Genomic DNA, 25,348 nt, shown 5'->3' with positions numbered 1-25,348 from the left:
GTGTCATAACCGGTTTTACCTTTCTCTCTAACTGCATTCTGGTGGGCGGTGAGGAATTCGAATCCCCGACCCCTTGGATGTCGACCAAGTATTCTAACCAGCTGAACTAACCGCCCGTAAAACTTTTGTTGATCATTGTATTTCAAATGACTGCTTGCGGCTTGCGCCAGCTTAAAACTCTTTAAAACCACTTACTGCTAAATTCTGGTGGGCGGTGAGGAATTCGAATCCCCGACCCCTTGGATGTCGACCAAGTATTCTAACCAGCTGAACTAACCGCCCCGAAGACCAGCATTATAGAGAGGCTTTCCCAGAATGACAAGGGCTGTTTTACAGGAAACTTTAATCTGTTTTTCATCCGCTTCCCGGGCGTCAGCCTCCTTTATATAGAGTCGGCCCGGCACACCCGGAATGCCGCTAGAATCGCGGCATGAACTCCACCCTATTCGCCTGGCTGAAAACCCTGAGCCGCATCTGCGGTTTTGAAACGGCCGACTCCTTCCCGCCCAATCATCCCTATGCGCGCACGCGCTGGGAAGCCGCTTATTTCGATATTGCCTCCGACGTGAAGCCCGACGAGATCGAACGGCGCATCTGCGCGGCCATCGCCAACACGCCGAGCGTCTTCGCCTACATCAGCAATCCCACGCCGCGCATGCAGCGCGCGCTGCTGAACGTGATCCACGACCGGCTGCGGCGCCAGCCCGGCGCGGGCGCCACGGACCTGGTCTTGTTATTGATCAATGCCTACGCCAGCCCCCACATTACGGAAGCCGTGCCCGGCCTGCGCACCTTGATCTACAACACGGAACACGAAGACACGAATCTGCGCGTGCATGCGATCCTGGAATTGCTGGTCGGCACGCCACGGGGACTCGACGTGATCGACATGTAGTCGTCATGCATGATTGGCGGGAACGTAGCGCGCCCGCAAGCGCATGAACGGCGTTTCCACCACTCTATACAAGAGCCAGCCCGTCAAGATGCTGACGGCGACACTGACCAGTATCGCCGGCGCGCCGTCCGGCCCATAACCGAGATCCTGCAACACCGGCCGCAGCAGGATGCACAGCTGCTTGTGCAGCAAATAAATCGCATACGACCACAGGGCCAGGCTGGCCGCGCCCGGCACGCGCAGTCGATAGAGCGCACTGGCGGGACTGAGCGCGGCGACCAGCAATAAAGTAAAACTGGCGGCCAGGGCCGGATAGCCGAACACGGTCACCGCATAGCCATAGTGATCGGTGAGAAACACGTAAAACATCAGCGCCGTGCCCGCGATTCCCGCCAGCAAGGTACGGTTGCCGTACGAGGTCAGGCGCGCCCAGGCGGTCGGGTGGTAATTCTTCAGCAGCGCCAGCGCCACGCCCGCCACCAGTTCGTCGAAGCGGCACCACGACGCGTAATAAATATACTTGTAGTAGCCAAGCCCGCCGCGCGGCACTTGCACATATTCATCCCACAGATAGGCGCGCACCAGCATGCCGACGATCAAACTGGCGGCCACGGCCAGCCACGCCCACAGCAGCGACTTGCGGCAGGCGGCGATCAACAACGCCACGGCCGGCAGCAGCACGTAGAACTGCTCTTCCACGCACAGCGACCACGCATGGGAAAACGCCGTGCCCGGCGTCAGATTGATGTTTTGCGTAAACGTCAGGAATTTCCACAGGGGCAGCAGCGCGCTGTCGCCGCGAAACGCGGGCCACACATAATACAAAGCCAGCACGACATAAAAATTGGGCAAGGTGCGCAAGAATCTCCGCGCATAAAAGCGGGACAGGGAAAAGCCGTGTTCGCTGCGCAGGGCCGCAAAGATCTGGTTGCCGATCAGATAGCCGCTGAGGGCAAAGAACAGGTCCACACCGGTCCAGCCAATTTCTCCCCAGAAACCAAACGCCCCACCCTCGCTGACGAACAGCAAATAGTGGTTCATGAAGACGAGCACGATGGCCAGCGCGCGCAAGGTATCGAGGCCATACAGGCGGGAAGGATGGGACGTACTGGACATGGAATCGGCAAGGGAAAACAACGGTGGCGCCGATCATGCCATGCCACACCTTGCCATGGCCAACTTTTTGCAGGCGTGCACGGCGAATCCCGCTAAAATATGCCGACCCCGCTTTCCCTTCCCGCAACAGCATAGGATATGTCCAGCATGAGCAGCGCACTCCACTTCAAATCCATCAACTACACGGGCCAGGGCAGCGGCCCGCGCCTGATCGTCACGGGCGCCGTGCACGGCAATGAAACCTGCGGCACCAAGGGCATCCACCGCGTGATGGCTGAACTCGACAGCGGCGCCCTCTCGATTCTGGCCGGCAGCGTCACCTTCGTGCCCATCACCAACCCACTGGCCTACGCCAAGGGCGTGCGCAGCGGCGACCGCAACCTGAACCGCAATCTGTTTCCGAACGACAATCCACAAGATTTTGAAGACCGCATCGCCAACTGGCTGTGCCCTTTGCTGGGCCAGCACGACGTGCTGCTCGACTTGCACTCGTTCAATGCCGACAGCCAGCCCTTCGTCATGGTGGGGCCGCGCAACAACGATGGCCCGCTGCAACCGTTTCAACATGAAGACAAGGAACGCGCGCTGGCGCGCCGCCTGGGCGTGCGCCGCTTCGTCGACGGCTGGCTGCATGCGTATGGCCAGGGCGTGCAGCGCCGCCTGGGCAATAGCGACCAGGTAGGCATGGTATTGCGCTATGGCGTGGGCACGACCGAATACATGCGCTCGACGGGCGGCTATGCGCTGACCCTGGAATGCGGCCAGCATGCGGACCCGGCCGCGCCGGACGTGGCCTACCGCGCCATCATGAACACCCTGGCCTTCCTCGGCTTCATCGATGCGCCACAGCCTGAACCGATCGCCGACGCGGACATGGAAGCGCTGAATATGGTCGTCGTGCACGACAAGCTGCATGCAAGCGACCGCTTCATCAAGACCTGGTCCAGCTTTGACAAGGTCAAACAGGGCGAGCAGATCGGCGTGCGCGCGGACGGCACGCCCGTGACGGCCGAATTCGACGCCTACCTCCTCTTCCCGGACGTCAACGCGCAAGCCAATGCCGAGTGGTATTACCTGGCGCGGGTGGCCAGCAGCTTCTGATCAATGCCCCACTGATTTGGAGAAAAGATTAATCACCAGCACGCCGGCAATGATCAGCCCCAGGCCGATCAGGGCCGGCGTATCGAGGCTTTGCTTGAACCAGAACCAGCCCACGGCGGAAATGAGCACGATGCCCACGCCCGACCAGATCGCATACACGATGCCGGTAGGAATGACTTTCAAGGTCAGCGACAAGCACCAGAAGGCGGTGCTGTAGCCGACCACGGTGATGACACTGGGCCACAAACGGCTGAATCCCTCGGATGCCTTCAGGGCGCTGGTGGCGATGACTTCCGCGATGATGGCGATGGCCAGGTAGAAATACGTCATGGTGAGACTCATGCTGGCATCCTTTATTGCGGGCTGAGCAGTTTCAAGCCCAGGATGCCGGAGACGATCAGGGCGATGCAGGCGATGCGCGCGGCGCTGGCCGGTTCGCCCAGCACCATGATGCCGAAGATGGCCGTGCCCACGGTGCCGATGCCCGTCCAGATGGCGTAGGCCGTGCCCAGAGGCAAGGTGCGCAAGGCCAGGCCCAGCATCACCACGCTGCCCAGCATGGACACCGCCGTCAAGACGGAGGGCACGAGACGGGTAAAACCGGCGCTATATTTGAGGCCGATGGCCCAGCCGATTTCCAGCAAGCCCGCCAATACCAGAATGATCCACGCCATCTATTTCTCCCGAGGCGGCAGGGTCGTCCCCGCCATGCAGCCCCCACATCGAGCGGGGTCGTCCCCACAGGAGCAAAGGGAAAAGTATACCATCGGGTGAAAACTCTTGCCGCCAGAACATTTTTTCTGGTGCTATTGCCAAAAGATATGCTGATGGCAGCATAATTGGGCATCCACACACACACCCGGGAACAATGATGCTACTGCTGGCCCAAATCCTTACCGCCCTCATCCTGCTGCTGCACGTCTATATCGTGCTGCTGGAAACCGTGCTGTTCGATGCGCGCGGACGCAAGGTGTTTGGCTTGTCCAAGGAAAAGGCGGAGATCGTGCGCCCCGCCATGTCGAACCAGGGCTGCTACAACGGCTTTCTTGTCGCCGCGCTGGCGCTGGGCTTTTTTCACCCGGACGCGGCCATCGCCCATGCATTCACCGTCTTCGGCCTGGCCTGCATCGCCGTGGCCGGCGTGTGGGGCGCGGCCACCGTCATGACGCGCATTCTCTATCTGCAAACGGTGCCTGCCGTCATCGCCCTGCTGCTGTTCCACTTCGCCTGATACCTGCCGGGGCGGCCGACCGGCCGGCGCTGGCACCCGCCCCTGCCTGATAAATCCACCGGCCAGCACGTTTTTTATTTATATCGTAAAATTCCGATATTGAAATTCACAAAAGACGATACATATATCGCTTGAAGACGAACATCGACCAGGAGAAACAGCATGGACATCGACGCCATTCACAAGGCGCTGGCCAATCCCGTACGGCGGCAGATTTTGCAGTGGCTGAAGGAGCCGGAGCAGTATTTTTGCGAACAGGACCATCCGCTCGACTTTGGCGTCTGCGCCGGCCTGATCGACCGGCGGCTGGGGTTGTCGCAATCGACGGTCTCGGCGCACTTGGCCACCCTGCAAAAGGCCGGTTTAATTTCCGCCAGAAAAGTTGGCCAATGGAGCTTTTTCAAGCGCAATGAAGCCACCATCCAGGCCTTTCTGGACCACATGCAGCAAGGTTTGTAACAGCCCCCCCCATCCATATCGCCGTTCGCGGCATTCTCGACAGGAAAGATAGCAACCATGGCAACTTTATTCGACCCCATCACCATAGGCAGCCTGCAACTGAAAAATCGCATCATCATGGCGCCGCTGACGCGTTCGCGCGCCGGTAATCCTGGCCGCGTGCCCAACGCCCTGATGGCCGAGTACTACACGCAGCGCGCCTCGGCCGGCATGATCATCTCGGAAGCGACGGCCGTCACGCCGCAGGGCGTGGGCTATGCCGACACGCCCGGCATCTGGTCCGACGAGCAGGTGGAAGGCTGGAAACACATCACCAAGGCCGTGCATGACGCGGGCGGCCTGATCGTGCTGCAACTGTGGCACGTGGGCCGCATTTCCGCACCCGTCTTCCTCGATGGCGACCTGCCCGTGGCGCCCAGCGCCGTCAAGCCGGCCGGCCATGTCAGCCTGGTCCGCCCGAAACAGGAATTCGTCACGCCACGCGCACTGGACACGGAAGAAATCCCCGGCATCGTGGCAGCCTACCGCCTGGGCGCAGAGAATGCGAAAAAAGCGGGCTTCGACGGCGTGGAAATCCATGGCGCCAATGGTTATCTGCTCGACCAGTTCTTGCAAGACAGCACCAACTTGCGCACCGACAACTATGGCGGCTCGATTGAAAACCGCGCCCGCTTGATGCTGGAAGTGACGGACGCGTGCATCGAAGTATGGGGCGCCGACAGGGTCGGCATGCACCTGGCGCCGCGCCGCGACGCGCACGACATGGGCGATTCGAACCCGCGCGCCACCTTCGGCTATGTGGCGCGCGAGCTGGGCAAACGGGGCATCGCCTTCATCTGCGCGCGCGAAGCGCTCGGTGAAGACCGCCTGGGCCCGTACCTGAAGCAGGAATTTGGCGGCGTGTACATTGCCAACGAGAAAATGGACAAGGCGGCGGCCGAAGCCTTGCTGGCCAAGGGCGAAGCCGATGCCGTGGCCTTTGGCCTGTGGTTCATCGCCAACCCCGACCTGCCCATCCGCCTGCGCAGCGACGCGCCGCTCAATCCGCTGAACCCGGACACCCTGTACGCGCCGGACGCGACCGGCTATACGGACTACCCGGCACTGGCGGCACACGCCTGAACAGCGCCCTGAGCACGAGCGGCTCTGCGCCGCTCATCCCCCCATGCGGCGGGCGCAACGACACCAACGCAGTTCACTGCGCAATGATCGTGGCGGCCGCCGTTTTTGCCTGTCTTTCAGCGCCATCGGCGCCGGGCCGGACGTGCCGGGCGGCGCGCCTGCACGCTGCTGAAGACGCGGCGTATCACTTCGGCCGGCACGGCGTGCTCGCGCAAATAGGCCGTTGCGACCGTCCGGCCCAGGGCGTGATGAAACGCCACGCCACGCTCGACGAGCTCGGCCATCACTTTGTCCGTTCGGACATTGTTTCCATGTACATCATCGCTACTGTTTTTCATGCCATGGCTCCCTATCGGGTGAATCAACCCTGCATCAAGTTTTGACCACATACCGTGCATTTAGTGCCCGGCACAGGAAGCAAGCATGGTTAAAATGGCAGTACAAACGGCGCCGACACCGCATGGATAGCGGCCTCGGCTGCTTGTCGCCACCGCCAGCCCCGTATAAAATGCCTGCGCAGAATTTTTGCTTCAAGGAAAATGGCCACCAGCGCCATCCCATTAAAACAGTGTCACTGAAGGGTATCAATGGACGATTTATTTGTACAAGCGGGCGACTTGCCGACCTGGCACCAGCGCTGCGCGCTGCGCGTGCTGCACCTGTTCGGCTGGCGCCTGCGCTTCCGCCCCTTGCCGGGGCCGCGCGGCATCGCCGTCGTCTACCCGCACACGTCCAACTGGGATTTCATGGTGGGCCTGTTCGGCAAATGGGCGCTGTCCTTGCCGTTCCGCTGGCTGGCCAAGGATTCGCTGTTCCGCGGCCCCATGGGCAAGGTGCTGCGCTATCTCGGCGGCGAACCCGTCGACCGCAGCACCACCAGCGGCACGATCCAGCGCCAGGCCGAACGCATGCTGGCCGCAGACTGGTACTGGCTGGCCATCACGCCGGAAGCGACGCGCAGCTACCGCCCGAACTGGAAAAGCGGCTTTTATCACCTGGCCCTGGCCGCCAAGGTGCCGCTGCTGCTGGTCTACATCGACTACCCGAACAAGGTGCTGGGCGTCGTCGACCATTTATACTTGACGGGCGACAAGGAGGCCGACATGGCGGCGATTGCCGCCGTGTATGCGGGCCACCAGGGCTTGCATCCTGAAATGGCGGCGCCCATCGTGCTGTCCGACAAGCGCCCCGGCGCTTAAGCCGCTCAAGCAACCCCCATCAGCACCACGCCGGCGGCCGTCAAGGCCACGCCGGCCACACGCAGCACGCGCTCGGCCAGCACCTGGCCGACGACACGTCCCGCACACAGCAGCATGGCCGAGGCCAGCATGAAGCCGCACGCGGCCGAGGCGGCCGGCAATTCCTGGCCATGCGCATTGCCATGCGCGAGCGCAAACATACCCACCAATCCCAAGCCTAGCCAGTTCGGCAAGGCCAGCGCCAGCGCGATGGCCAGTCCCACCAGCGCCACCGTGGCGGCGATGCCCGTTTCCAGCCCGGACACCGTCAAGCCCGCCATGCCGGCCAGCGCGCCGAGCAGCATCATGCCGAGAAACGTGGCGGGCTGCCCCCAGCCGCGGCGCTGCTGGCCGCCCCACAGACCCACGCCCAGCATGGCCAGCAAATGGTCGATGCCCGTGAACGGATGGGCGAAACCGGCCAGAAAGCCCACGCTCTCGCCATGGCCTGGGTGGGCCATCGCGGGCAAGGCCAGCAGGCACAGGGCTGCCACGGCGGCTGCTTTCTTCGTCAGTGTTGCGCTCATTGCAGCTCCTTGCCTGGTTGATCGAGCAAACCTTGCTCGCGGATAAAATCGATGACGACCTGCACGCCGTCGCCGCTGCGCAGGTTGGTAAACACGAAGGGGCGCTCGCCGCGCATGCGCCTGGCATCCTGCGCCATGATGTCCAGGTTGGCGCCCACATACGGCGCCAGGTCCGTCTTGTTGATGATCAACAAATCGGAGCGCGTGATGCCGGGGCCGCCCTTGCGCGGGATTTTTTCGCCGCCGGCCACGTCGATCACGTAGATCGTCAAGTCCGACAGTTCCGGGCTGAAGGTGGCGGCCAGATTGTCGCCGCCCGATTCGACCAGGATCAAATCAAGATGCGGAAAATCTGCCTGCATGCGCGCGATCGCTTCCAGGTTGATCGACGCGTCCTCGCGGATCGCCGTGTGCGGGCAGCCGCCCGTCTCCACTCCCATCAGGCGTTCGGCCGGCAAGGCATCGGCGCGCAGCAGGATTTCCATGTCTTCCTTGGTGTAGATATCGTTCGTGATGACGGCCATGTCGTAGCGCTCGCGCATGCCCTTGCACAGCATTTCGCACAGGGCCGTCTTGCCCGAGCCGACGGGCCCGCCTATGCCCACGCGCAAGGGATTGGAGGTAATCGATGTCATGTTTGCTCTCTCATTGAATAGTTCAGGAACGGTACAAGCGGCTGTACTGCACTTCGTGCCGCATCGACAGCAGCGACAGGCCCGGCGCCCAGTTGCCCATCTCGTCGTCTGGTAACGTTTGCGCCGTGAGGGCCGCCGCTTCCAGGTCCGGCCGCAGCGACAGCAGCAAACGCTGGCCCGCCACCTGCCCCAGCGGCACGGATTTCACGCAGACGAGCACCTGGTTTTCCGCCCAGGCGAACAGCATGGCCAGCAGCGCTTCCTCGCGCGGGATGGCCAGCGCCGCCACGGCGCAGGCATACGCGGTGGGCAGCGCCACTTCAGGCTCGCCCTGCAGCATGTCGATCAAGACGCCGTCGGCCACGCCCAGTTCTGCCAGCAGCTTGGTCAAGGAATAACCCATCTGGATGGTTTCGGCGCGAAATTCCGCCGTGTCGCGCGAAGCGATGAAGCGCTCGCTCCAGCGCTGCACGGCGCGCAGATCCTGCGCTGCAAACGCCTGCATCAAGCGCCAGCACAGGGGCGCTTCCCAGCGCGCCACCACCTGCGCCAAGTGTTGCGCGATCCATGCGCGTGCCGTGGCCGCGTCGTGCACCAGGCTTGACTCGAGCGCCGCTTCCAGCCCCTGCGAATAGCTGTAGGCGCCGATCGGCAAGGCCGGGCTGGCGAACTGCAGCAGATGCAGCAGGGCCGACGCCTGCATCAGGCGGCGCCCGGCGTATCGCCGGGGCGGTGGATTTTCTGCCGCAGCGGCACGGGCGCCAGCAAGTGCTGGCCGTGGCCGTCGTGGTGGCCATGGCCGCCGCCATACGCGCCCGCTTCCGGTTCGAACGGCGCGCTTTCTTCCGTCACGGTCGCCCGCAAGCCTTCCAGCATCTCCCTCAGCACCATATCCTTGCGGATGCGCAAAAAGCCGTCGCCCACCTGCGCCTGCGTGTGGCGGTTCCCCAGGTGGAAAGCGCAGCGCAGCAAAGTGTGCGCATCCGCGCAGCGCACCAGATAGGTCGGTTCGCGCGCGGCGACGATCTGCACCACCTGCCCGCCCGGCCCCGTCATGCGCTCGCCGTCGCGCAGCACCGTGCCGCGCACGGTGAACACGGCCACATCCTCGCCATTCGACAGCATGGCGCGCAGCCGGCATTTTTCGCGCTGGTCGTAGGGCAGCACGAGTTGAGCAGCGGCGGCGCGAGGATCGTCAGCCGCCAGTTTGGTATGCAAAGTCAGCATGATGTCTCCCGCTTAAAATAGAAAATAGCGCTGCGCCATGGGCAGCACGGCCGCCGCCTCGCACACGAGCAGCTGGCCGTCGGCGCGCACGGCGTAGGTTTCCGGGTCCACTTCCATGTGCGGCGTGGCGCCGTTGTGGATCATGTCGTGCTTGCGCAAGCCGCGCATGTTTTTCACGGCGATGACGGATTTATTCAGTTTGAGCTGGTGCCCGATATCGAGGTCGTAGGCCGCCTGCGAGACAAAGGTGAACGACTTTTTCAGGCCGCCGCCGAAGGCACCGAACATCATGCGGTAATGCACGGGCTGCGGCGTGGGGATCGAGGCGTTCGGGTCGCCCATCTGCGCGGCGGCGATCATGCCGCCTTTTAAAATCATCGACGGCTTGACGCCGAAAAACGCGGGCTTCCACAGGACGATGTCGGCGATCTTGCCCGCCTCGATCGATCCCACCACGTGCGAAATCCCGTGCGTGATGGCCGGGTTGATCGTGTACTTGGCGACGTAGCGCTTGGCGCGGAAATTGTCGCTGCGCGCCGTGTCGGGTGCCAGGGCGCCCCGCTGCACCTTCATCTTGTGCGCCGTCTGCCAGGTGCGCATGATCACTTCGCCGACGCGGCCCATCGCTTGCGAATCGGACGACATCATCGAGATGGCGCCGATATCGTGCAAGATATCTTCGGCGGCGATGGTTTCGCGGCGGATGCGCGACTCGGCAAAGGCCACGTCTTCGGCAATCGCCGGGTCCAGGTGGTGGCAAACCATCAGCATGTCCAGGTGCTCGTCGAGCGTGTTGACGGTGAAGGGGCGCGTGGGATTGGTCGACGAGGGCAGTACGTTGGACTGGCCCACGGCGGCGATGATGTCGGGCGCATGGCCGCCGCCCGCCCCTTCCGTGTGAAACGTGTGGATGGTGCGGTCCTTGAAGGCGGCCAAGGTGTGCTCGAGAAATCCCCCCTCGTTGAGGGTGTCGCTGTGCAGCGCCACCTGGATATCCATGCGGTCCGCGACGGACAGGCAATTGTCGATGGCGGCCGGCGTGCTGCCCCAGTCCTCGTGCAGTTTCAGGCCGATGGCGCCCGCGCGCACCTGCTCTTCCAGGGGCAGCGGCAAGCTGACGTTACCTTTGCCCATGAAGCCCAGGTTCATCGGAAAGGCGTCGGCGGCCGCCAGCATGGCGTGCAAGTGCCACGGTCCCGGCGTGCACGTGGTGGCGGCCGTGCCTACGGCCGGCCCCGTGCCGCCGCCCAGCATGGTGGTCACGCCGCTCATCAGCGCTTCCTCGATCTGCTGCGGGCAGATGAAATGGATGTGCGTGTCGACGCCGCCGGCCGTGACGATCATGCCTTCGCCGGCGATGATTTCCGTGGCGCCGCCGATGGCCAGGGTGACGCCGGGCTGGATATCGGGATTGCCCGCCTTGCCGATGCCGAAAATCAGACCGTTTTTCAGGCCGATGTCGGCCTTCACGATACCCCAGTGGTCGAGGATGACGGCATTCGTGATGACGGTGTCCATCACTTCGGCCGCGCAGCGCTGCGACTGGCCCATGCCGTCGCGGATGACTTTACCGCCGCCGAATTTCACCTCTTCGCCGTAGATCGCATAGTCATGCTCGATCTCGATGAACAGTTCCGTGTCGGCCAGGCGGATGCGGTCGCCCTTGGTGGGGCCGAACATCTCGGCATATGCGCTGCGGGGAATGCTGGCCATCTCAATCCTTTCCCGGTGGTGTGTCTTGCAGTTCGCCCATCACTTCGCCGTTGAAGCCGTAAACCTTGCGCTCGCCCGCCAGCGCCACCAGTTTCACCGTGCGCTGCTGGCCCGGTTCGAAGCGCACGGCCGTGCCGGCCGTGATATTGAGGCGCATGCCGTAGGCACGCCAGCGCTCGAAGGCCAGCGCCGGATTGACTTCAAAAAAGTGAAAGTGCGAGCCGACCTGGATCGGCCGGTCGCCACGGTTGGCCACCACCACGGTGGCCGTGGCGCGCCCCGCATTCAAGCTGATTTCGCCTTCTTCCAATTGGTATTCGCCTGGGGTCATGAGGGGCTCCTGTCAATGTCGCTTGTAGGTTACGGTATCGGGTGGTGCACGGTCACCAGCTTGCTGCCGTCGGGGAAGGTCGCTTCCACCTGGATGTCGGGGATCATCTCGGCGATGCCGTCCATGACGTCGGCGCGCGAGAGTATCCTGGTGCCGTCCGACATCAGCTGCGCCACCGACTTGCCGTCGCGCGCGCCCTCCATGATGGCGGCGCTGATCAGGGCCACCGCTTCCGGGTAATTCAATTTCAAGCCGCGCGCCAGGCGCCGTTCGGCCAGCAGCGCGGCCGTAAAAATGAGCAGCTTGTCTTTTTCGCGGGGAGTCAGGTCCATGGTTTTCCTTGCGCTTCTTTCCTGATTAAGTGTTCCAGATGCTAAGTGTTCCAGATGCGGGGCACGACGGCGTCGCGTCCCAGCATGGCGGGGCGCAGCAACTGCCAGGCGGCCAGCATGATGCGGCGCGCCGCCTCGCTGTCGCCGCACAGCAGGCGCACCACCACCAGCGATTTCATGTGCGTGGCGCCAAACGCGGCGCCGGCCGGCACGGCGATCTCGCGCACGGCCGCCAGCACGGCGGAAGAAACGGGCCGGCCGACGGCGATCAGGGTGGCGCATACCGTGTGCCCGCCCAATCCCAGGGGGCTGGCCATCAGGGCGCCGCCGGCGGCCAGCACGCCCTGCTCCCACCACAGCAGCTTGCCGCCGCGGCGGATCTGCACCTGCTGGCTGATGCTGCCCGTATTAAAAATTTCGCCTGCGGCGCTGCGGCCCAGGCAAACGATGTCGCAGCCGATGTAGCCGGCGTCCGCCGCCAGGTCCACCTCATGGCGCAGGCGCACGCAGGCCTGGTCGAAGAAAATGCTCTCCTGCGGCAGCCACTCGATCGCCGCGCCGCTGCCTGCGCGCAGCACGATGTGCTGGCCCGAGACATGGCCGTTGGCGCGGTACCATTTGGCGGCGCCCGGCGACGTGAGCAAGGCGTGTGCGCCCTCGCCCGCCGTGGCGTCGACGGCCAGCTGGTCGCCGCCCACCACGCCGCCGGGCGGATGGATGATGATGGCGTGGCAGACGGCATCGCCTTCCGGATACAGGGGCTTTTGCACGCGCAGGGGGCCGCTGTGCGTGCGCTCGACAAGGCGGCTGACGCCATCGTGCAGCGCGAAGCCCAGGCGCAGGTGCGCCTGCCAGGCGCCGTGTGCGCTGGCTGGTGGAGGCATGACTGGATGGCTGCTGTCTGGCATGCGGGGCAATCGCGTAAATAAGCGATTACCTAAGCAGGATATGTGCCAGCATCAGGTGAAGGAAACGTGAGAATCGTGCACCGCGTTGCAGCGAATGCACCGGCATGGTGCAGCGACCGCACCGCGGCGCTTATGCCTCGGCCATGGCCAGGGTGCGCCGTTCGCGCAGCAAGGCCGTAAACAGTGCGGCGCCAAGGGGGCGGCTGAAATAATAGCCCTGCATTTCGTCGCAGCCGTGTTCCGTCAGGAAGGCGACCTGCTCGCGCGTTTCCACGCCTTCGGCGATGACGCGCATGTCGAGGTTGTGCGCCAGCGAGATGACGGAACGGGCGATGGCCGCGTCGCTGCTGCTGGTGGTGACGTCGTCGACAAAGGATTTGTCGATCTTCAGCACGTCGATGGGAAAGCGCTTCAGGTAACCGAGGCTGGAATAGCCGGTGCCGAAGTCGTCGAGCGAAATGCCTACGCCGATGTCCTTCAGGCGCGTGAGGGCCGCCACGGCCTTGTCCGGGTCGCCCATCACCGTGCTTTCCGTGATCTCGATGCCCAGGCAGGCGGGCGCGATGCCGTACTTGCGCAGGGCCGCCTCGACGAAGGGCACCGTGCGGTCCTGCGCGAACTGCTTGCCGGACAGGTTGACGGCCACCTTGATGCTGCCCAGGCCCGCATCGTGCCACACGCGGATCTGCGCACACACGCTTTCAAGCACCCATTCTCCGATAGCCGTGATCAAGCCATATTCCTCGGCCAGCGCGATGAACAGGCCGGGCGGCACCTTGCCCAGCACAGGATTATTCCAGCGCAATAACGCTTCCGCGCCCAGCATGGCGCCCGTGCGCAAGCACATCTGCGGCTGGTAATACACTTCGAATTCATCGCGGCCGATGGCGCCGCGCAGCTGCTGCTGCATGGCCAGGCGGGCGCGGATATCGCTGCCCATGCGCTCCGTGAAGAAGGCGTAATGGTCGCGCCCCATTTCCTTGGCGCGCACGAGGGCCGTGTCGGCATGGCGCAGCACGTCGTCGAGGCTGTCGCCGTCGGCCGGGCACATGGCGATGCCGATGCTGGTGGTCAGCGCCAGGCGCTCGCCGTCAACACTCAATTCTTCGCGCAAGCCGGCCAGGATGGTTTGCGCCAGCCCCAGGGTACGTCCCAGCAGGGCATCGTCCTGCAGCAGTATCTGGAATTCGTCGCCGCCCTGGCGCACCACGGTGTCGCCCTCGCGTACGCAGCCGGACAGGAAGCGCGCCACCACCTGCAGCGCCTTGTCGCCGACGGCCTGGCCGTGCGAATCGTTGATGTTCTTGAAGCGGTCCAGGTCCAGGCACATCAGCACCACCTGCTGGCTGTCGCGCACGGCGTTCGCGCGCGCCTGTTCGAAGCGCTCGCGCAGCAGCACGCGGTTCGGCAAGCCCGTCAGCGCGTCGTGGTAGGAGAGGAAATCGATCAGATGCTGCTCGGCCTTGCGCTCGCTGATGTCGAGGAAGACGCCCACATAGTTGACGACGGCGCCATCGGGCCCGTGCACGGTGGAGACGCTGAGCAGGCAGGGATAGGTGTCGCCGCTCTTGCGCCGCGTCTGCACCTCGCCCGACCAGCAGCCGCTGCTGCGCAAGCCCTGGCGCAGGGCCAGCAGCACCGCTTCGCCCGTGTATTCGGCATGCAGGCGCATGATGTCCGTGCCCACCACTTCCTGCGCCGCGTAGCCGGTGATGCGGGTAAAAGCGGGATTGGCCGTGACGATGATGCCGGCCGGATCGGTGATCAGGATGGCGTCCTGGGTGGCTTCGAAGACCTGGCCCGACAGGCGCAGCAATTCTTCATTGGCGCGGCGGATCTGCACTTCGTGCGCCAGCGTGCTGGCCACCTGTTCCAGTTCGGCCGTGCGTTCGGCCACCCGGCGTTCCAGGTTGGCGCGCTCCTGCGCCAGCTGCAGCTGCGCCCGCGCCAGACGCACATGGGCATCGGTGCGGGCGAGGATTTCCTCGGCCTGGAAGGGCTTGGCGATGAAATCGACGGCGCCCAGCGCAAAGCCGCGCACCTTGTCGTCCGTATCGTACTGGGCCGACAGGAAGATCACCGGCACCTGCTGCAGGGACGGTATCTCCTTCAGGCGGCGGCACACTTCAAAGCCGTCGAGGCCGGGCATGCGCACGTCGAGCAGGATCAGCTCCGGCGGGCGCGCCTGGGCCGTCCACAGGGCCAGTTCGCCGTTCGGCGCCTGGCGCACCGCGTAGCCGGCGCCGCCCAGCAAATCGCTCAACAGCTTCAGCGAAGCCGGCGTATCTTCAACGATCAGTACTTCGCCCTTCGAATTCACTTCCGAAAAATCGCGGTGCATGTAGCAGTTCTCTCAGCTTTGGATGAGGCGCGGCGGTCCGTTGCCACGCTGGACAAGACATTTTCTTTGCGATGAACTACGTACTATCATCATAATCTTTATTGCAATTTAGCACCATCCATCGGCCCTACTTAGTCCGTCTTTTCAGCGAAACCGATGTTGTCAGCCCACACTTTTACGTGTGCGCCAGCGCCCCCTCATTTTCCAGCAAGCCGCACAGCTGGCGGTACTGATGCTGGTCGAGCATGGCCTGCAGCGGCGCCAGCAACGGCGCCGCCACCGCAGGCAGGGCCGCCAGCAGCAGGGCCACCCTGGCCAGGTTCAATTCGCGCAGCGCCACCAGCAAGGCGGCGCGTTCTTCCCCCGTCAGCAGCAGCAAGTCTTGTGCCCGCAGTGCCGGCAACGCCTCGGGCGCCTGCGCCACGGGCAGCGGCACAGGCGCCGGCACGGGCGCTTCGGCCGCCTGCGCGGGGATGCTGAAGCGGAAGGTGGCGCCCTGCCCCGGCGTCGACTCCACCGTCAGTTCGCCGTTCATCAGCTGCACGAATTCGCGCGAGATGGCCAGGCCCAGCCCCGTGCCATCCTTCGGTCCCGCGCTGTCGGCCTGCACGAAGGGCTCGAAGATGCGCTGCTGGTCCTCCGGGGCGATGCCGATGCCCGTGTCGCTGACGGCGAACGACAGCCCCCATTGGTCGCCAGCGCGCCGCTCGCCGCGCACGCGCAGGGTGACTTCGCCGCCGCCGGCGAACTTGACGGCGTTTGACATCAGGTTCAGCAGCACCTGGCGCAAGCGTGTCGCATCGAGCACCACGGCCGCCGGCAGGTTCGCGCAGTCGAGGCGCAGGGCCAGCCCCTGCTGCTCGGCGCGCATGCCCAGCATGTCCATCACTTCCTGCAGCAGCGGCGCCAGCGCCACCACGGCCGTCTGTGCCTGCAGGCGCCCCGCCTCGCCCTTCGACAGTTCGAGAATTTCATTGATCAGGGTGAGCAAATGGTTGCCCGAGCGGTGGATGATGGCCAGGTTGCGCTTCTCATCGTCCTGCATGTTCGGCGAGGCGGCCATCAGGCGCGAAAAGCCGATCACGGAATTCAAGGGCGTGCGCAGTTCATGGCTCATGTTCGCCAGGAAGGTGCTCTTGGCGCGGTTCGCTGCCTGCGCCTGGCTGACGGCCACCGACAGGGCGCTCGTGCGCTCGGCCACCAGTTCTTCCAGGTGATGGCGGTGGCGCAGCAGTTCCAGTTCCGCCTCGCGGTGCGCCGTGATGTCGTAGTTCGAGCCCACCAGGCGCATGGGGCGGCCCTGGCCGTCACGGAAGATCACGGCATCGGCCTTGATGTAGCGGATGGCGCCGTCGGGCCACAGGATGCGGTACTCATGCGTGAACGCCTGGCCGGCACCCAGCGCGGCGCGCAGGGCCTCCTTGGCGGCGGGCACGTCGTCCGGCACCAGCGCCCTGCGCCAGATCGCCGCCGGCGCCATGCCGCTTTCCGCGTCGGCCTTGAACTGCGCATACATCTGTTCATCCCACTGCAAGGCATCGCTGCTGACGTTCCAGTCCCAGATGCCGATGCTGGCCGCGCCGGTGGCCATCTGCACGCGCTCCTCGCTGCGCTGCAGGGCGCGGTAGCGGCTGTCGAGCAGCGCCACCATGTCGCGGATGGAACGGTACAAGGTGCGCAGCTCGCCCAGGAACCACGCTTTCGGCGGCGTGCCGGGCGCTTCGCCCTGCCCCGCCTGGATGCCGGCCGCATACTGGCCGATCGCCTTCAGGGGCTTGAGCATCAGACACCACATCAGCAGCCAGATGCTGGCCACGAGGATCACGTCGAGCGCCACGATCATGGCGCCGATGCCCAGCGCGCGCTGGCGCAGCTGCGCGTGCAGCAGGGCCGGCGTCGCATACACGGCCACGCTGCCGATGACCTGTCCGCCCATCGTCACGGGGCGCCGCTGCACCAGCCAGCCCGGTTCCGCGGACAGCGAAGAAAAGCTGCCGATGGCGCCGGACGCAGTGCGGCGCAGGACCAGCGCTTCCTTGCCGATGCCCGGCGTGAGGGAACTGGCCACCAGGTCGCGCTTGCCCAGCATGCTGCGCATGATGGCCTGCATCTGCTTTTCATCGAGATTCCACAATGGCAGTTCGATGGCCACGGCCAGCTGGTCCGCGCTCACGGACAGGCTGCCCTGCAGCTGCTGCCAGCGCTGCTCGCGTTCGGACTGGTAAAACAGCACGGCAAACACCAGCAGCAGCGCGGTGACGACAAAGGTCAGCGCCACGCTGACGGCCAGCACGATGGAGACGCCGCCCAGGCGCGCATCTTTGGGGGCGTATGGCGTCATGCACCTTCGCCCTGCGGCTCGCTGCTTGGCTGCGCCAGCAGGGCGCACAGCGGCTGGTACTGGTGCTGCTCCAGCATGGCGGCGATGTGCGCGGTCAGCTGCGGCAGGCTGGTCGCCACGCCGGCCAGCACGATGGCGCTGCGCCGCAAATCGAGGGCTTGCACGGATTCGAGCAGCGCCTGCCGCTGGGCGGCGCTCAGCTGGCCCAGCGCCTGTTGCAGATCGAAGGCGGCGGCCGGCACGCGCGGCGCTTGGGCGGCAGTGCGCTGGAAGCGCAGGCCCAGTTGCTGCTCCAGCATGGCGAACAGATGTTCCTGCTCGATCGGTTTGCGCAGGAAGCCGTCGGCGCCGGCCGCCAGCGCCTCCTGCTTTTCTTCCTCGAAGGCGGAGGCGGTCATGATCACCAGGCGCGGCTGCACCAGCGCCGGCTGCGCGCGCAGCCAGCGCGTCAGCGCCAAACCGTCCAGGTCCGGCATGCGCCAGTCGCTGAGCACGATGTCGTAGCGCTGCGCCGCCAGCATCGCTTGCGCCTGCACGCCGCCCGCCGCTTCCTGGAGCTGAAAGCCCAGCGGCGCCAGCAAGCCGGCCAGCAGCTTGCGGCAGTTGTCGTCATCGTCGACCAGCAGCACCATGCGCCCGCGCTGGGACGGCGGCAGGCGCGCCACGCGGCCCGGCGCCTGCGCCGCGAGGGCCGGCTGCCGCAGCGCGGGCGCGTGCAGTTCGAAACTGAAGCGGGAACCGGCGCCCAAGGTCGATTCGACGCGCAACTCGCCGCCCATCAGGCGCACGAATTCGCGCGAAATGGTCAGCCCCAGTCCCGTGCCCGCCTGCGCCACGGCGCTGTCGGCCTGCACGAACGGTTCAAAGATGCGTTCCAGGTCCTCTTCCGCGATGCCGCTGCCCGTATCGCGCACGGCAAACGCCAGCGCCATTTGCCCGTCGCCGTCCGCCTGGCAGGCCAGCGACAGGGTCACGCTGCCCTGCTCGATGAACTTGAGCGCGTTCGACAGCAAATTGAGCAGCACCTGGCGCAGCTTGGCGCCGTCGAGGCGCACCAGCGGGGGCACGCCGTCGCGCTCGAGCCGCAGCGCGATGCCCTGGTCGCCCGAACGCATGCGCACCATCTCGAGCACCTCGTCGAGCAAGCCGTTCAAGTCCACGGGCCCCGCCTGCAGCTGCATGCGGCCCGCCTCGATTTTCGACAATTCCAGGATATCGTTGATCAAGGTCAGCAAATGGTGGCCGGCGCGGTTGATGATGGCCAGGTTGTGTTTTTCTTCCTCGAACATGCTGCTCGAATCGGCCATCATCTGCGAAAAGCCGATCACGGAATTCAAGGGCGTGCGCAATTCGTGGCTCATGTTGGCGAGAAAAACGCTTTTCGCGCGGTTCGCCGATTCGGCCTCGGTGACGGCCACCGACAGGGCGGCCGTGCGCTGCTGCACCAGTTCTTCCAGGTGGTCGCGGTAGCCGAGCAGTTCCTGCTCGCTTTGCTTGCGCTCGGAAATGTCGACGATGCCGCTGCGCACCAGGCGCCGCCCTTCCATCGGCAAGCGCACCAGCCGCACTTCGCAGGGAAAGACGCTGCCGTCGGCACGCCGCACATGGCGCTCGACCAGGATGGGTTCACCCAGCATGGCGCGGCGCAGATGCTCTTCCATCATCAGGCCCAAAGGCATGCCGTCGGGCTGCTCCGTGCTATACAGGTCGAACGGCCCGCGCGCCAGCAGCGCTTCGCGCGACATGCCCAGCATGCGCTGCGCGCTGCTGTTGGCGTCGATGAAGCGGTCCTGGTCCAGGTCATACACGACGATCGCTTCAGGCGCATGCTCGACGAGGATGCGGAAGCGCTGTTCGCTTTCGCGCGCCTCGCTCTCTGCGCGGCGCAAACGCCGCCGCTGCAGCAGCAAGGCGCTCAGCAAGCCGGCCATCACGATGAAGACGCCGGCCGCCAGCAGCACGGCGGCGCGGTGTTCGTGCCACAGCTGCGGCGGGCGGTTGAAGAACAGCGTGTCCGGCGGCAGCTGGCTGATGTCGGCATCCCAGCGCTGCAGCTGCTCCCAGTCGTACATGGGCACGGGGCGGACCGGCGGCAGCAAGGCGCCCGGCGCGGCTGGCGCCTTGCCGGCCAACACGGCCAGCGATATCTGCGCCACCTGCTGCGCAGCCCCTTCGATGTGCAGGAGGGAGCCGCCCAGGATGCCCTTGCCCACGTTCGTGTTGTACATGCCGAAGGCGGGCACGTTCGCCAGCCGCGCCAGTTCGCCGGCAAACTGCACGGGTGTGGCGATGGCGCCGGCCACGTCGCGGTTGACATTGCCGGCCACCAGCAACGTATCGGCGGGCAGGTGCGCCACCTTCACGCGCATCTGCGCCAGGGTCAGGCCGTCGAGATACTCGATGTAAACCCTGCCCTGCCACGCCTGCGCCGCCTGCTGCATGCTGCGCTTCAAGGCCTGGTCGGCCTCGCTGACGCCAACGGCCATGACGATGGTTTTGGTCTCCGGGAACAGCGCCATCGCTTGCGCCAGGGTGCCGGGCAAATCGACGTTCGCCTTTTGCTGCCAGATGGCCAGCGGACTGCCGGCCGGCAAGGCCTTGCCCGAGGTGTTAATCGCCAGCACGGGCACGCCGCGCGCCAGCGGCGCCAGGTCGGACAACAAAAAATCGAGCGCCGGCTGCTGCATGGCGATGATCAGGTCGGCCTTGCGCCCCATCATCTGGGTGTATCTTAAAAGCAACAAATCACGCATCTCGTTGCGCAACGCCGGGTCGCCCTGGGTATTGAGGTTCAGGTGCTCGACCATGATGTCTTCGCTGGCCAGACCCGCGGCGGCCATGGCGGCCACGTAGGTGCGCGTGTACGATTCCACGCCGGCGCGGCCGTAATCGTAGGCGTTGAGGACCAGCACGCGCTGGCCCTGGTGCGGCGGCGCAGCGGCTGGCGCCGCTGCCGGCACGGCGGCCGGGGCCGCGGCGACACAGAATGCCAGCAGCAATGCGCGGCCGCAGCGGTACACCGCTGCCCTGCCCGTCCCGCCGCCAGGCACATCACGCATCATTCGCCATGCCCATGCTCACCCTCGCCTGTCACCATGTTTCAACTATGCGCCGGCCATTCAGCCACCGACACTTACAAAAACATGATAACGTCAACTGCCGGGGCAAGTCTATTCCTTAGGGCAATCTTTTGACAATACCCCGGCGCGTCAGGCCAAGCATCGTTACGCGGCGGTGCTACTGATACCGAACAATTCCAGCTTCAGCCCTTTTATGCCAGACGGCACATAAATCGCAATCGCCTGGGCCTTGATCATGCTGTCATAGATACTGCCCTTGTTATCGATCGAAAAGTAATACGTATTGGGCCGTACTGGCACCTCGGCGGGAACCTGGGCCATATGGCGCAACTCGGCACCCGGCAGTGCCCTGCCCAGTAGCAGTTCGATATTGTCCGGAGATGAAATCTTGAACTGCAACGGCACCGTGGCGACCAGTTCCAGCGCCGGCATATCGGCGTTTACCGCAAGACAGAGTTCGGTCTGACGGTCAATCCGCTTGGCATCGAGCAAGCCGTAATAGTGGGTGTTCTGTTGCGCGTCGTTCGATAGCGCAATCGGGAAATAGCGCGACAGGAGCACAGTATCGATCAGGTCACGAATGATGCCATCGAGCTTGCCGAAGCCGGCAGCCGCGTCATCGTGACAATAAGCGGGCAAGTCGCTCAGTGTGTATTTCTTCGAAAACGTCATCAAGCCACCGGCCAACGCCATCAATTTTTCAAACAAATACACGGGATGGTGGCGCCGGTAACTGGCGCAATGACTGAGCGTGGCGCTGGCCATGCTCAAAGTATGGAGCATCCAGAACGAGGCAACATCTCCGCCATGAAATTCCACCGTATTGTTACCAGGCTGACGGTGGCGGCTGTACAGCGCCTCAATTTTCGCCCCCATGCGATCGATCAGCGAATCGAGCATTTTCTGCAGCGAGGACTCGGCACTGATGGTCAGGCCAGGTGGGATGAAGGAAGCATCGATGTCAAAGCCGCCATTGCCAGCGCGGTACAAACGGATCACCGGGATGGCAAGGTAATCATTCAGAGGGTCCAGTTGGGACAGCAGATACACGCGTTTCTTCAGGTAAGCCACGTCTATGCTGACTGCCTCGCTGTACAGATCCGGTGTTTCGATATCCGCCTGGACATAGCGCGCACCGGCAGAGCTCACATTGCCGCCATGTGCCTGCAGCGCGGGCAGCGCGGCATAAAAAGTAAAGCTATGTTCGCTGGAAGGGAGTTTGGACAGGTCAACCGCACTGGGCAATACATCGCCCAGCGGCGCTTCAAACAGTTCTCCATCCTGAAAGACGAGCGACATGGCGTCTGCCCGCAGGCTATTGTTGGCCAGCGCATCCGCATTCCAGCTGACGCCATGCACGCCCCATAAATGTGGGTTAATGAGCGAGGCCAGACGTTGCAGGCGCGCTTCATGGTAGCGGTCCAGCTGCTGGAATTGTTGGGGACCGATGGCCAGGCCTTCGGACCAAAGTAATTTGGATGGCAATGTCATTGCGTTCTCCGTGTTGACCGTTGGAATCTTTCTGCTTTGCCAGTCTGATGTTGCCAGCGTGGAAGTCGTTGATGTTGCGCAGTAACCCTGTTCAATTATTTGCGCAAACGCAATTTTCCTTGGAGCAAACGCTCGGATACTGGCCATTCCGCCGCGAAGACACAGGAAAAGAAAGATGGAAGACTTGCTGCCGTATTTCGAACGCGAACTGGTGATGCTGCGGCGACATTGCCGTGAATTCTCCGAGCGCTACCCGAGAATCGCCGGCAAACTGCACATGTCCGGCGAGTCTTGCGAAGATCCGCACGTGGAACACTTGATCGAATCGGTGGCCATGCTGGCGGCACGCATCTCAAAACGGCTCGATGACGACTATCCGCAATTTACCGAAGCCTTGTTCGAAGCCCTGTTCCCGCATTACCTGCGTCCTTTTCCATCCTGCAGCATCGTGCGCCAGTGCGCCCCGGCGGCGGGAGCGGGTGCTTTGCAGCTGCCTGCCGGCAGTGAAATGGATACAGCGCCCGTGCGCGGCGTACGCTGCCGCTTCAAGACGGCCTACGATATGACGACCGGCGCATCGTTACTGGACAGCGCCGTTTTCGATGCGATGATCAAGGCGCCACCGGGAGTACGCCTGCCAGCATCGGCCAGCGCCTCGCTGAACATCGGCATCCGGCATCCCGGTGCGGCGCCCGCGTCGCTGCGCGTTTTCATCGATGGCGAGGCTTCTTTTTCCGCCGCATTGCGCGATGCCCTGTTCATGCATACCGTCTGTGCTTTTGTGTCGGCCGACGCGGCGCAATGGACGGCCTTGCCCGCCGTCCCTTTGACCCCCGTCGGCTTCGCCGACGCGGATGCCTTGATACCGTTCGGTGCCCGTTCGCAGCCGGCATACCGCATCCTGAGCGAGTATTTTGCGTATCCGGAAAAATTCAATTTCTTTGATATCGATATCGCGGCGCTGAGTGCGGCCCTGCCGCCTGGCAGCCAGCGCTTTACCCTGCATCTGTGCATGGCTGGTTTGCGGCCCGATTCCGCGACGGCGCGCATGTTGTCCAGCATTTCCAGCGAAAACTTAAGGCTGGGCTGCAGTCCGGCGGTCAATCTCTTCCGCCAGGAAGGCGTACCGATCTCCGTCACCCGGCAGAAAACCGACTATCCCGTGCTGGCCCATGCCACCCATGCGCATGGTTACGAAGTCGTTTCCATCGACTCCGTGCGTTTGCTGCGCCAACGCGGCGGCGAAAGCACGCTGACCGAATTCCGCCCGCTGTACAGCCTGCGGCATGGCGAGGGGACGGCGCAACAAGGCCATTACTGGATCATGCGCCACGACACGGCGTTGGCCATCAAAAGCCCTGGTCATGAAAAGAAAATCACGCTGATCGACAGCGACTTCAATCCCCTGATCCATGAAAAGGCCAGCTTGTCGCTGTCGCTGACATGCAGCAACCGCGATCTTCCCCTTGCACTCAAATACGGCCAGCCGCAAGGAGACTTGCAACCGTGCGCTGGCGGACCCGCGCTGCACATGCTGCGACGCCCCAGCCAGCCGCGACGCTTTTCGCCAGGCGCAGGTCTGCACTGGCGCCTGATTTCGCATCTGGCGCTGAATCATCACGCACTGGTCCAGGAGGGACTGCCGGCGCTGCGCGAAATGCTGACGCTGTACGACCTGTCCCAATCGGCAAGTTCGCAACGCCAGATAGGCGGCATCGTCGCGCTGGCGCACTCGCCAACCACGACATGGCTGCGGCACAGGCGCGGCACCTCGCTGGCGCATGGCGTGGAAGTGCGCATCACGCTGGACGAGGAAGCCTTTATCGGCAGCGGCATGCACCTGTTTGTACAGGTGATCGACCACTTTCTCGGGCTGTATGTGCAAATCAACAGTTTCATCGAACTGGTGGTGCTGTCACTGCAAAGCGGAGAGGAGCTGATCCGATGCAAACCAAGAAGCGGATTGCAGAATCTGGTGTAATGCAACACTTGCTCGCCGAGCCTTGCCGCTACCAGTTCGTGCAGGCGGTGCGTATTCTGCTGTGCTGGCTACGTCAGCAGAACGTGTCCCATGCACAAGCCTTCAGCCAGGTGCTGCGCTTCAAGAACAGCCTGTCCTTGAACTTTCCAGCCAGCGAAATCGAGCAGCTCTCGCTCGACGAGCATGAACAACTGATCCTGACACCGACTTTCATGCGTTTTCTGGGCGCCAGCGGCACCTTACCCTTGCATCACTCGGAACGCATCGCCGCCTGCCGTTTGTCGGGCAAGGACGCCGGCGTCTCGGCCTTCCTCGATATCTTTTCGCACCGCATGGTCTCGCTGTATTGCCAGGCATGGGAAAAATATCGCCTGGAGTCCGCACGCGAGACCCATGCAAAAGATGCGCAACTGCCCTTGCTGAAGGCACTGGCCGGCGTACCGCGCGATGCGCTGCCATCGAACGGCGAAGCTGGCGCCGTGACGCAGGACGTCGCGGCCTGGTACGCGGGTCTGCTGCGCTGCCGCCCCGTCTCCGCGCAAGCGATTGCCCCCGCGCTGGCCGAGTACTGCGGCGTGCCCGTCGCCCTGCAACAATTTGTCGGAGGCTGGGACTATCTGGAAAAAAACCGGCGCAGCCTGCTGGGCAGTGTCAACTTCGTTCTGGCGCGCGGCGCAACGCTTGGCCTGCGGCTGTGGCGCCAGGACATGCGCGTCTGCCTGCATATCGGCCCGCTGGATACTGCCGGCCTGCAACGCTTCCTGCCGCACAGCGCAGGTGCGGCGGCACTGGCAAAGATGCTGGCGCTGTTTGGCGTACCGGATGTGCAATATGAAGTGCGGCTGATACTGAGTCCGCCATGCATCCGGCCCCTGCTCCTGAGTTCCAAGCCTTCGGAAAGAAGGCGCCTTGGCTGGACGACGTTCTTGCAGACGGCACAGGGCAAGGTACGCGGCGCGCAGGTGCGTTATTTGCTGCAACTGGCTTGAGCAGTTTATCCCTGAAAGCGAGGCAAGCATGAAACATGCGGGACGCGGCGTCATCCGGCTAGGAGACGCAACCGATCACGGCGGCAAGGTCACCAGTGCATCGTCGGGCAGCACCGTGATGGGGAAGACGGCGGCGCTGGTCGACGACATGACTTTCTGCCCCAAGTGCAAGGGCAGCTTTCCCATCACGCCAGACGGCGCCGGCGCAAAGCACATGGGCAAGCCGTACGCCTATGACGGCGATGCCACCGCCTGCGGCGCCCGCCTGATCACATCGCTATAAGGGAGGC

25 protein-coding genes and 2 tRNA genes are annotated in these 25,348 nt (G+C 63.8%); 10 read left to right on the top strand and 17 right to left on the bottom strand.

Annotated features, from left to right (window positions below):
* Positions 1-39: 39 nt before the first annotated feature.
* Positions 40-116: transfer RNA gene (locus OX462_RS10605), tRNA-Val, on the bottom strand.
* Between the two features lie 89 nt (positions 117-205).
* Positions 206-282 (bottom strand) — tRNA-Val (locus tag OX462_RS10600).
* A gap of 148 nt (positions 283-430) precedes the next feature.
* On the opposite strand from OX462_RS10600, the gene OX462_RS10595 reads away from it, so the two are divergent.
* Complete coding sequence (locus tag OX462_RS10595; protein ID WP_409028374.1) at positions 431-895, top strand: hypothetical protein; 465 nt, start codon at positions 431-433, stop codon at positions 893-895.
* A gap of 3 nt (positions 896-898) precedes the next feature.
* On the opposite strand, the gene OX462_RS10590 is transcribed toward OX462_RS10595, so the two are convergent.
* Positions 899-2,011 (bottom strand): acyltransferase family protein, encoded by a 1,113-nt coding sequence (locus OX462_RS10590; protein WP_409028373.1) that lies wholly within the window; start codon positions 2,009-2,011, stop codon positions 899-901.
* Between the two features lie 138 nt (positions 2,012-2,149).
* On the opposite strand from OX462_RS10590, the gene OX462_RS10585 reads away from it, so the two are divergent.
* Positions 2,150-3,112, top strand: a complete 963-nt coding sequence (locus tag OX462_RS10585; protein WP_409028372.1) for a M14 family metallopeptidase — start codon at positions 2,150-2,152, stop codon at positions 3,110-3,112.
* On the opposite strand, the gene OX462_RS10580 is transcribed toward OX462_RS10585, so the two are convergent.
* Positions 3,113-3,442 carry an SMR family transporter gene (locus OX462_RS10580; protein ID WP_409028739.1) on the bottom strand — a complete coding sequence of 110 codons (330 nt, stop codon included), beginning with the start codon at positions 3,440-3,442 and terminating at the stop codon, positions 3,113-3,115.
* A 23-nt stretch (positions 3,443-3,465) separates the two neighbouring features.
* A complete protein-coding gene (sugE, locus tag OX462_RS10575) occupies positions 3,466-3,786 on the bottom strand; it encodes a quaternary ammonium compound efflux SMR transporter SugE (RefSeq protein ID WP_070217981.1) in 321 nt (106 codons plus the stop codon).
* Between the two features lie 194 nt (positions 3,787-3,980).
* Between sugE and OX462_RS10570 the strand changes: the two genes are divergently transcribed.
* The 5 genes from OX462_RS10570 (at position 3,981) to OX462_RS10550 (ending at position 7,123) form a co-directional block, all read left to right on the top strand.
* On the top strand, positions 3,981-4,343 hold the full coding sequence (locus tag OX462_RS10570) for a DUF1304 domain-containing protein (protein ID WP_035819959.1): 363 nt from the start codon (positions 3,981-3,983) through the stop codon (positions 4,341-4,343).
* A 162-nt stretch (positions 4,344-4,505) separates the two neighbouring features.
* Entirely contained in the window at positions 4,506-4,802 is a 297-nt protein-coding gene (locus tag OX462_RS10565; RefSeq protein WP_070217983.1) for an ArsR/SmtB family transcription factor, read from the top strand.
* A 57-nt stretch (positions 4,803-4,859) separates the two neighbouring features.
* A complete protein-coding gene (locus OX462_RS10560; protein ID WP_409028371.1) occupies positions 4,860-5,924 on the top strand; it encodes an alkene reductase in 1,065 nt (354 codons plus the stop codon).
* An 83-nt stretch (positions 5,925-6,007) separates the two neighbouring features.
* Positions 6,008-6,307 (top strand): hypothetical protein, encoded by a 300-nt coding sequence (locus tag OX462_RS10555; protein ID WP_409028370.1) that lies wholly within the window; start codon positions 6,008-6,010, stop codon positions 6,305-6,307.
* 204 nt (positions 6,308-6,511) lie between these two features.
* Positions 6,512-7,123: a 1-acyl-sn-glycerol-3-phosphate acyltransferase gene (locus tag OX462_RS10550; RefSeq protein WP_070289317.1), complete on the top strand. Its 612-nt coding sequence runs from the start codon at positions 6,512-6,514 to the stop codon at positions 7,121-7,123.
* A gap of 5 nt (positions 7,124-7,128) precedes the next feature.
* Here the strand turns inward: OX462_RS10550 and OX462_RS10545 are convergent, their stop codons facing one another.
* From OX462_RS10545 to tssK, 12 genes are all read right to left on the bottom strand, one after another.
* Complete coding sequence (locus OX462_RS10545) at positions 7,129-7,689, bottom strand: HupE/UreJ family protein (RefSeq protein ID WP_099411585.1); 561 nt, start codon at positions 7,687-7,689, stop codon at positions 7,129-7,131.
* The gene (ureG, locus tag OX462_RS10540) at positions 7,686-8,324 is read right to left on the bottom strand and encodes an urease accessory protein UreG (RefSeq protein WP_071076652.1); all 639 of its coding nucleotides are present in this window, start codon (positions 8,322-8,324) and stop codon (positions 7,686-7,688) included. Before ureG ends, OX462_RS10545 begins: the two co-directional genes overlap by 4 nt.
* A 22-nt stretch (positions 8,325-8,346) precedes the next feature.
* The gene (locus tag OX462_RS10535; RefSeq protein ID WP_121669901.1) at positions 8,347-9,027 is read right to left on the bottom strand and encodes an urease accessory protein UreF; all 681 of its coding nucleotides are present in this window, start codon (positions 9,025-9,027) and stop codon (positions 8,347-8,349) included.
* Positions 9,027-9,551: an urease accessory protein UreE gene (ureE, locus tag OX462_RS10530; protein ID WP_409028369.1), complete on the bottom strand. Its 525-nt coding sequence runs from the start codon at positions 9,549-9,551 to the stop codon at positions 9,027-9,029. Before ureE ends, OX462_RS10535 begins: the two co-directional genes overlap by 1 nt.
* A 12-nt stretch (positions 9,552-9,563) precedes the next feature.
* Positions 9,564-11,264 (bottom strand): urease subunit alpha, encoded by a 1,701-nt coding sequence (gene ureC / locus OX462_RS10525; RefSeq protein WP_409028368.1) that lies wholly within the window; start codon positions 11,262-11,264, stop codon positions 9,564-9,566.
* 1 nt (position 11,265) lies between these two features.
* On the bottom strand, positions 11,266-11,595 hold the full coding sequence (locus tag OX462_RS10520) for an urease subunit beta (RefSeq protein ID WP_409028367.1): 330 nt from the start codon (positions 11,593-11,595) through the stop codon (positions 11,266-11,268).
* 29 nt (positions 11,596-11,624) lie between these two features.
* On the bottom strand, positions 11,625-11,927 hold the full coding sequence (locus tag OX462_RS10515; protein ID WP_070313463.1) for an urease subunit gamma: 303 nt from the start codon (positions 11,925-11,927) through the stop codon (positions 11,625-11,627).
* 41 nt (positions 11,928-11,968) lie between these two features.
* Complete coding sequence (locus OX462_RS10510) at positions 11,969-12,811, bottom strand: urease accessory protein UreD (RefSeq protein ID WP_409028366.1); 843 nt, start codon at positions 12,809-12,811, stop codon at positions 11,969-11,971.
* Between the two features lie 154 nt (positions 12,812-12,965).
* Positions 12,966-15,176: an EAL domain-containing response regulator gene (locus tag OX462_RS10505; protein WP_409028365.1), complete on the bottom strand. Its 2,211-nt coding sequence runs from the start codon at positions 15,174-15,176 to the stop codon at positions 12,966-12,968.
* A 175-nt stretch (positions 15,177-15,351) separates the two neighbouring features.
* Entirely contained in the window at positions 15,352-17,517 is a 2,166-nt protein-coding gene (locus OX462_RS10500) for a sensor histidine kinase (RefSeq protein ID WP_121669904.1), read from the bottom strand.
* Positions 17,514-20,579, bottom strand: a complete 3,066-nt coding sequence (locus OX462_RS10495; RefSeq protein WP_409028364.1) for a sensor histidine kinase — start codon at positions 20,577-20,579, stop codon at positions 17,514-17,516. The genes OX462_RS10500 and OX462_RS10495 overlap by 4 nt, the downstream gene beginning before the upstream one ends.
* A gap of 162 nt (positions 20,580-20,741) precedes the next feature.
* The gene (gene tssK / locus OX462_RS10490; RefSeq protein ID WP_070219426.1) at positions 20,742-22,088 is read right to left on the bottom strand and encodes a type VI secretion system baseplate subunit TssK; all 1,347 of its coding nucleotides are present in this window, start codon (positions 22,086-22,088) and stop codon (positions 20,742-20,744) included.
* 175 nt (positions 22,089-22,263) lie between these two features.
* Between tssK and tssF the strand changes: the two genes are divergently transcribed.
* From tssF to OX462_RS10475, 3 genes are read left to right on the top strand one after another with little or no spacing between them, the layout of a single operon-like run.
* The gene (gene tssF, locus OX462_RS10485) at positions 22,264-24,069 is read left to right on the top strand and encodes a type VI secretion system baseplate subunit TssF (RefSeq protein WP_409028363.1); all 1,806 of its coding nucleotides are present in this window, start codon (positions 22,264-22,266) and stop codon (positions 24,067-24,069) included.
* Positions 24,069-25,058, top strand: a complete 990-nt coding sequence (tssG, locus tag OX462_RS10480) for a type VI secretion system baseplate subunit TssG (protein ID WP_409028362.1) — start codon at positions 24,069-24,071, stop codon at positions 25,056-25,058. The genes tssF and tssG overlap by 1 nt, the downstream gene beginning before the upstream one ends.
* 28 nt (positions 25,059-25,086) lie before the next feature.
* Complete coding sequence (locus OX462_RS10475; protein ID WP_409028361.1) at positions 25,087-25,341, top strand: PAAR domain-containing protein; 255 nt, start codon at positions 25,087-25,089, stop codon at positions 25,339-25,341.
* Positions 25,342-25,348 lie beyond the last annotated feature (7 nt).

Source organism: Janthinobacterium aestuarii (assembly GCF_046113285.1).
In the GTDB taxonomy this organism is placed as follows: domain Bacteria; phylum Pseudomonadota; class Gammaproteobacteria; order Burkholderiales; family Burkholderiaceae_D; genus Janthinobacterium.
Note: the sequence above shows the minus strand (reverse complement) of the source record. Positions and strands in the feature narration are given on the sequence as shown.

What these genes read in the sequence shown, in the direction of transcription:
- ureC (WP_409028368.1), bottom strand. Translation starts at nt 11,264, where the DNA reads ATGGCCAGCATTCCCCGCAGCGCATATGCCGAGATGTTCGGCCCCACC.
- ureG (WP_071076652.1), bottom strand. Translation starts at nt 8,324, where the DNA reads ATGACATCGATTACCTCCAATCCCTTGCGCGTGGGCATAGGCGGGCCC.
- OX462_RS10580 (WP_409028739.1), bottom strand. Translation starts at nt 3,442, where the DNA reads ATGACGTATTTCTACCTGGCCATCGCCATCATCGCGGAAGTCATCGCC.
- OX462_RS10475 (WP_409028361.1), top strand. Translation starts at nt 25,087, where the DNA reads ATGAAACATGCGGGACGCGGCGTCATCCGGCTAGGAGACGCAACCGAT.
- OX462_RS10505 (WP_409028365.1), bottom strand. Translation starts at nt 15,176, where the DNA reads ATGCACCGCGATTTTTCGGAAGTGAATTCGAAGGGCGAAGTACTGATC.
- OX462_RS10545 (WP_099411585.1), bottom strand. Translation starts at nt 7,689, where the DNA reads ATGAGCGCAACACTGACGAAGAAAGCAGCCGCCGTGGCAGCCCTGTGC.
- OX462_RS10535 (WP_121669901.1), bottom strand. Translation starts at nt 9,027, where the DNA reads ATGCAGGCGTCGGCCCTGCTGCATCTGCTGCAGTTCGCCAGCCCGGCC.
- OX462_RS10570 (WP_035819959.1), top strand. Translation starts at nt 3,981, where the DNA reads ATGATGCTACTGCTGGCCCAAATCCTTACCGCCCTCATCCTGCTGCTG.
- tssK (WP_070219426.1), bottom strand. Translation starts at nt 22,088, where the DNA reads ATGACATTGCCATCCAAATTACTTTGGTCCGAAGGCCTGGCCATCGGT.
- ureE (WP_409028369.1), bottom strand. Translation starts at nt 9,551, where the DNA reads ATGCTGACTTTGCATACCAAACTGGCGGCTGACGATCCTCGCGCCGCC.
- OX462_RS10500 (WP_121669904.1), bottom strand. Translation starts at nt 17,517, where the DNA reads ATGACGCCATACGCCCCCAAAGATGCGCGCCTGGGCGGCGTCTCCATC.
- OX462_RS10515 (WP_070313463.1), bottom strand. Translation starts at nt 11,927, where the DNA reads ATGGACCTGACTCCCCGCGAAAAAGACAAGCTGCTCATTTTTACGGCC.
- tssG (WP_409028362.1), top strand. Translation starts at nt 24,069, where the DNA reads ATGCAACACTTGCTCGCCGAGCCTTGCCGCTACCAGTTCGTGCAGGCG.
- OX462_RS10520 (WP_409028367.1), bottom strand. Translation starts at nt 11,595, where the DNA reads ATGACCCCAGGCGAATACCAATTGGAAGAAGGCGAAATCAGCTTGAAT.
- sugE (WP_070217981.1), bottom strand. Translation starts at nt 3,786, where the DNA reads ATGGCGTGGATCATTCTGGTATTGGCGGGCTTGCTGGAAATCGGCTGG.
- OX462_RS10555 (WP_409028370.1), top strand. Translation starts at nt 6,008, where the DNA reads ATGATCGTGGCGGCCGCCGTTTTTGCCTGTCTTTCAGCGCCATCGGCG.
- OX462_RS10550 (WP_070289317.1), top strand. Translation starts at nt 6,512, where the DNA reads ATGGACGATTTATTTGTACAAGCGGGCGACTTGCCGACCTGGCACCAG.
- OX462_RS10585 (WP_409028372.1), top strand. Translation starts at nt 2,150, where the DNA reads ATGTCCAGCATGAGCAGCGCACTCCACTTCAAATCCATCAACTACACG.
- OX462_RS10495 (WP_409028364.1), bottom strand. Translation starts at nt 20,579, where the DNA reads ATGATGCGTGATGTGCCTGGCGGCGGGACGGGCAGGGCAGCGGTGTAC.
- OX462_RS10590 (WP_409028373.1), bottom strand. Translation starts at nt 2,011, where the DNA reads ATGTCCAGTACGTCCCATCCTTCCCGCCTGTATGGCCTCGATACCTTG.
- OX462_RS10565 (WP_070217983.1), top strand. Translation starts at nt 4,506, where the DNA reads ATGGACATCGACGCCATTCACAAGGCGCTGGCCAATCCCGTACGGCGG.
- OX462_RS10560 (WP_409028371.1), top strand. Translation starts at nt 4,860, where the DNA reads ATGGCAACTTTATTCGACCCCATCACCATAGGCAGCCTGCAACTGAAA.
- OX462_RS10595 (WP_409028374.1), top strand. Translation starts at nt 431, where the DNA reads ATGAACTCCACCCTATTCGCCTGGCTGAAAACCCTGAGCCGCATCTGC.
- OX462_RS10510 (WP_409028366.1), bottom strand. Translation starts at nt 12,811, where the DNA reads ATGCCTCCACCAGCCAGCGCACACGGCGCCTGGCAGGCGCACCTGCGC.
- tssF (WP_409028363.1), top strand. Translation starts at nt 22,264, where the DNA reads ATGGAAGACTTGCTGCCGTATTTCGAACGCGAACTGGTGATGCTGCGG.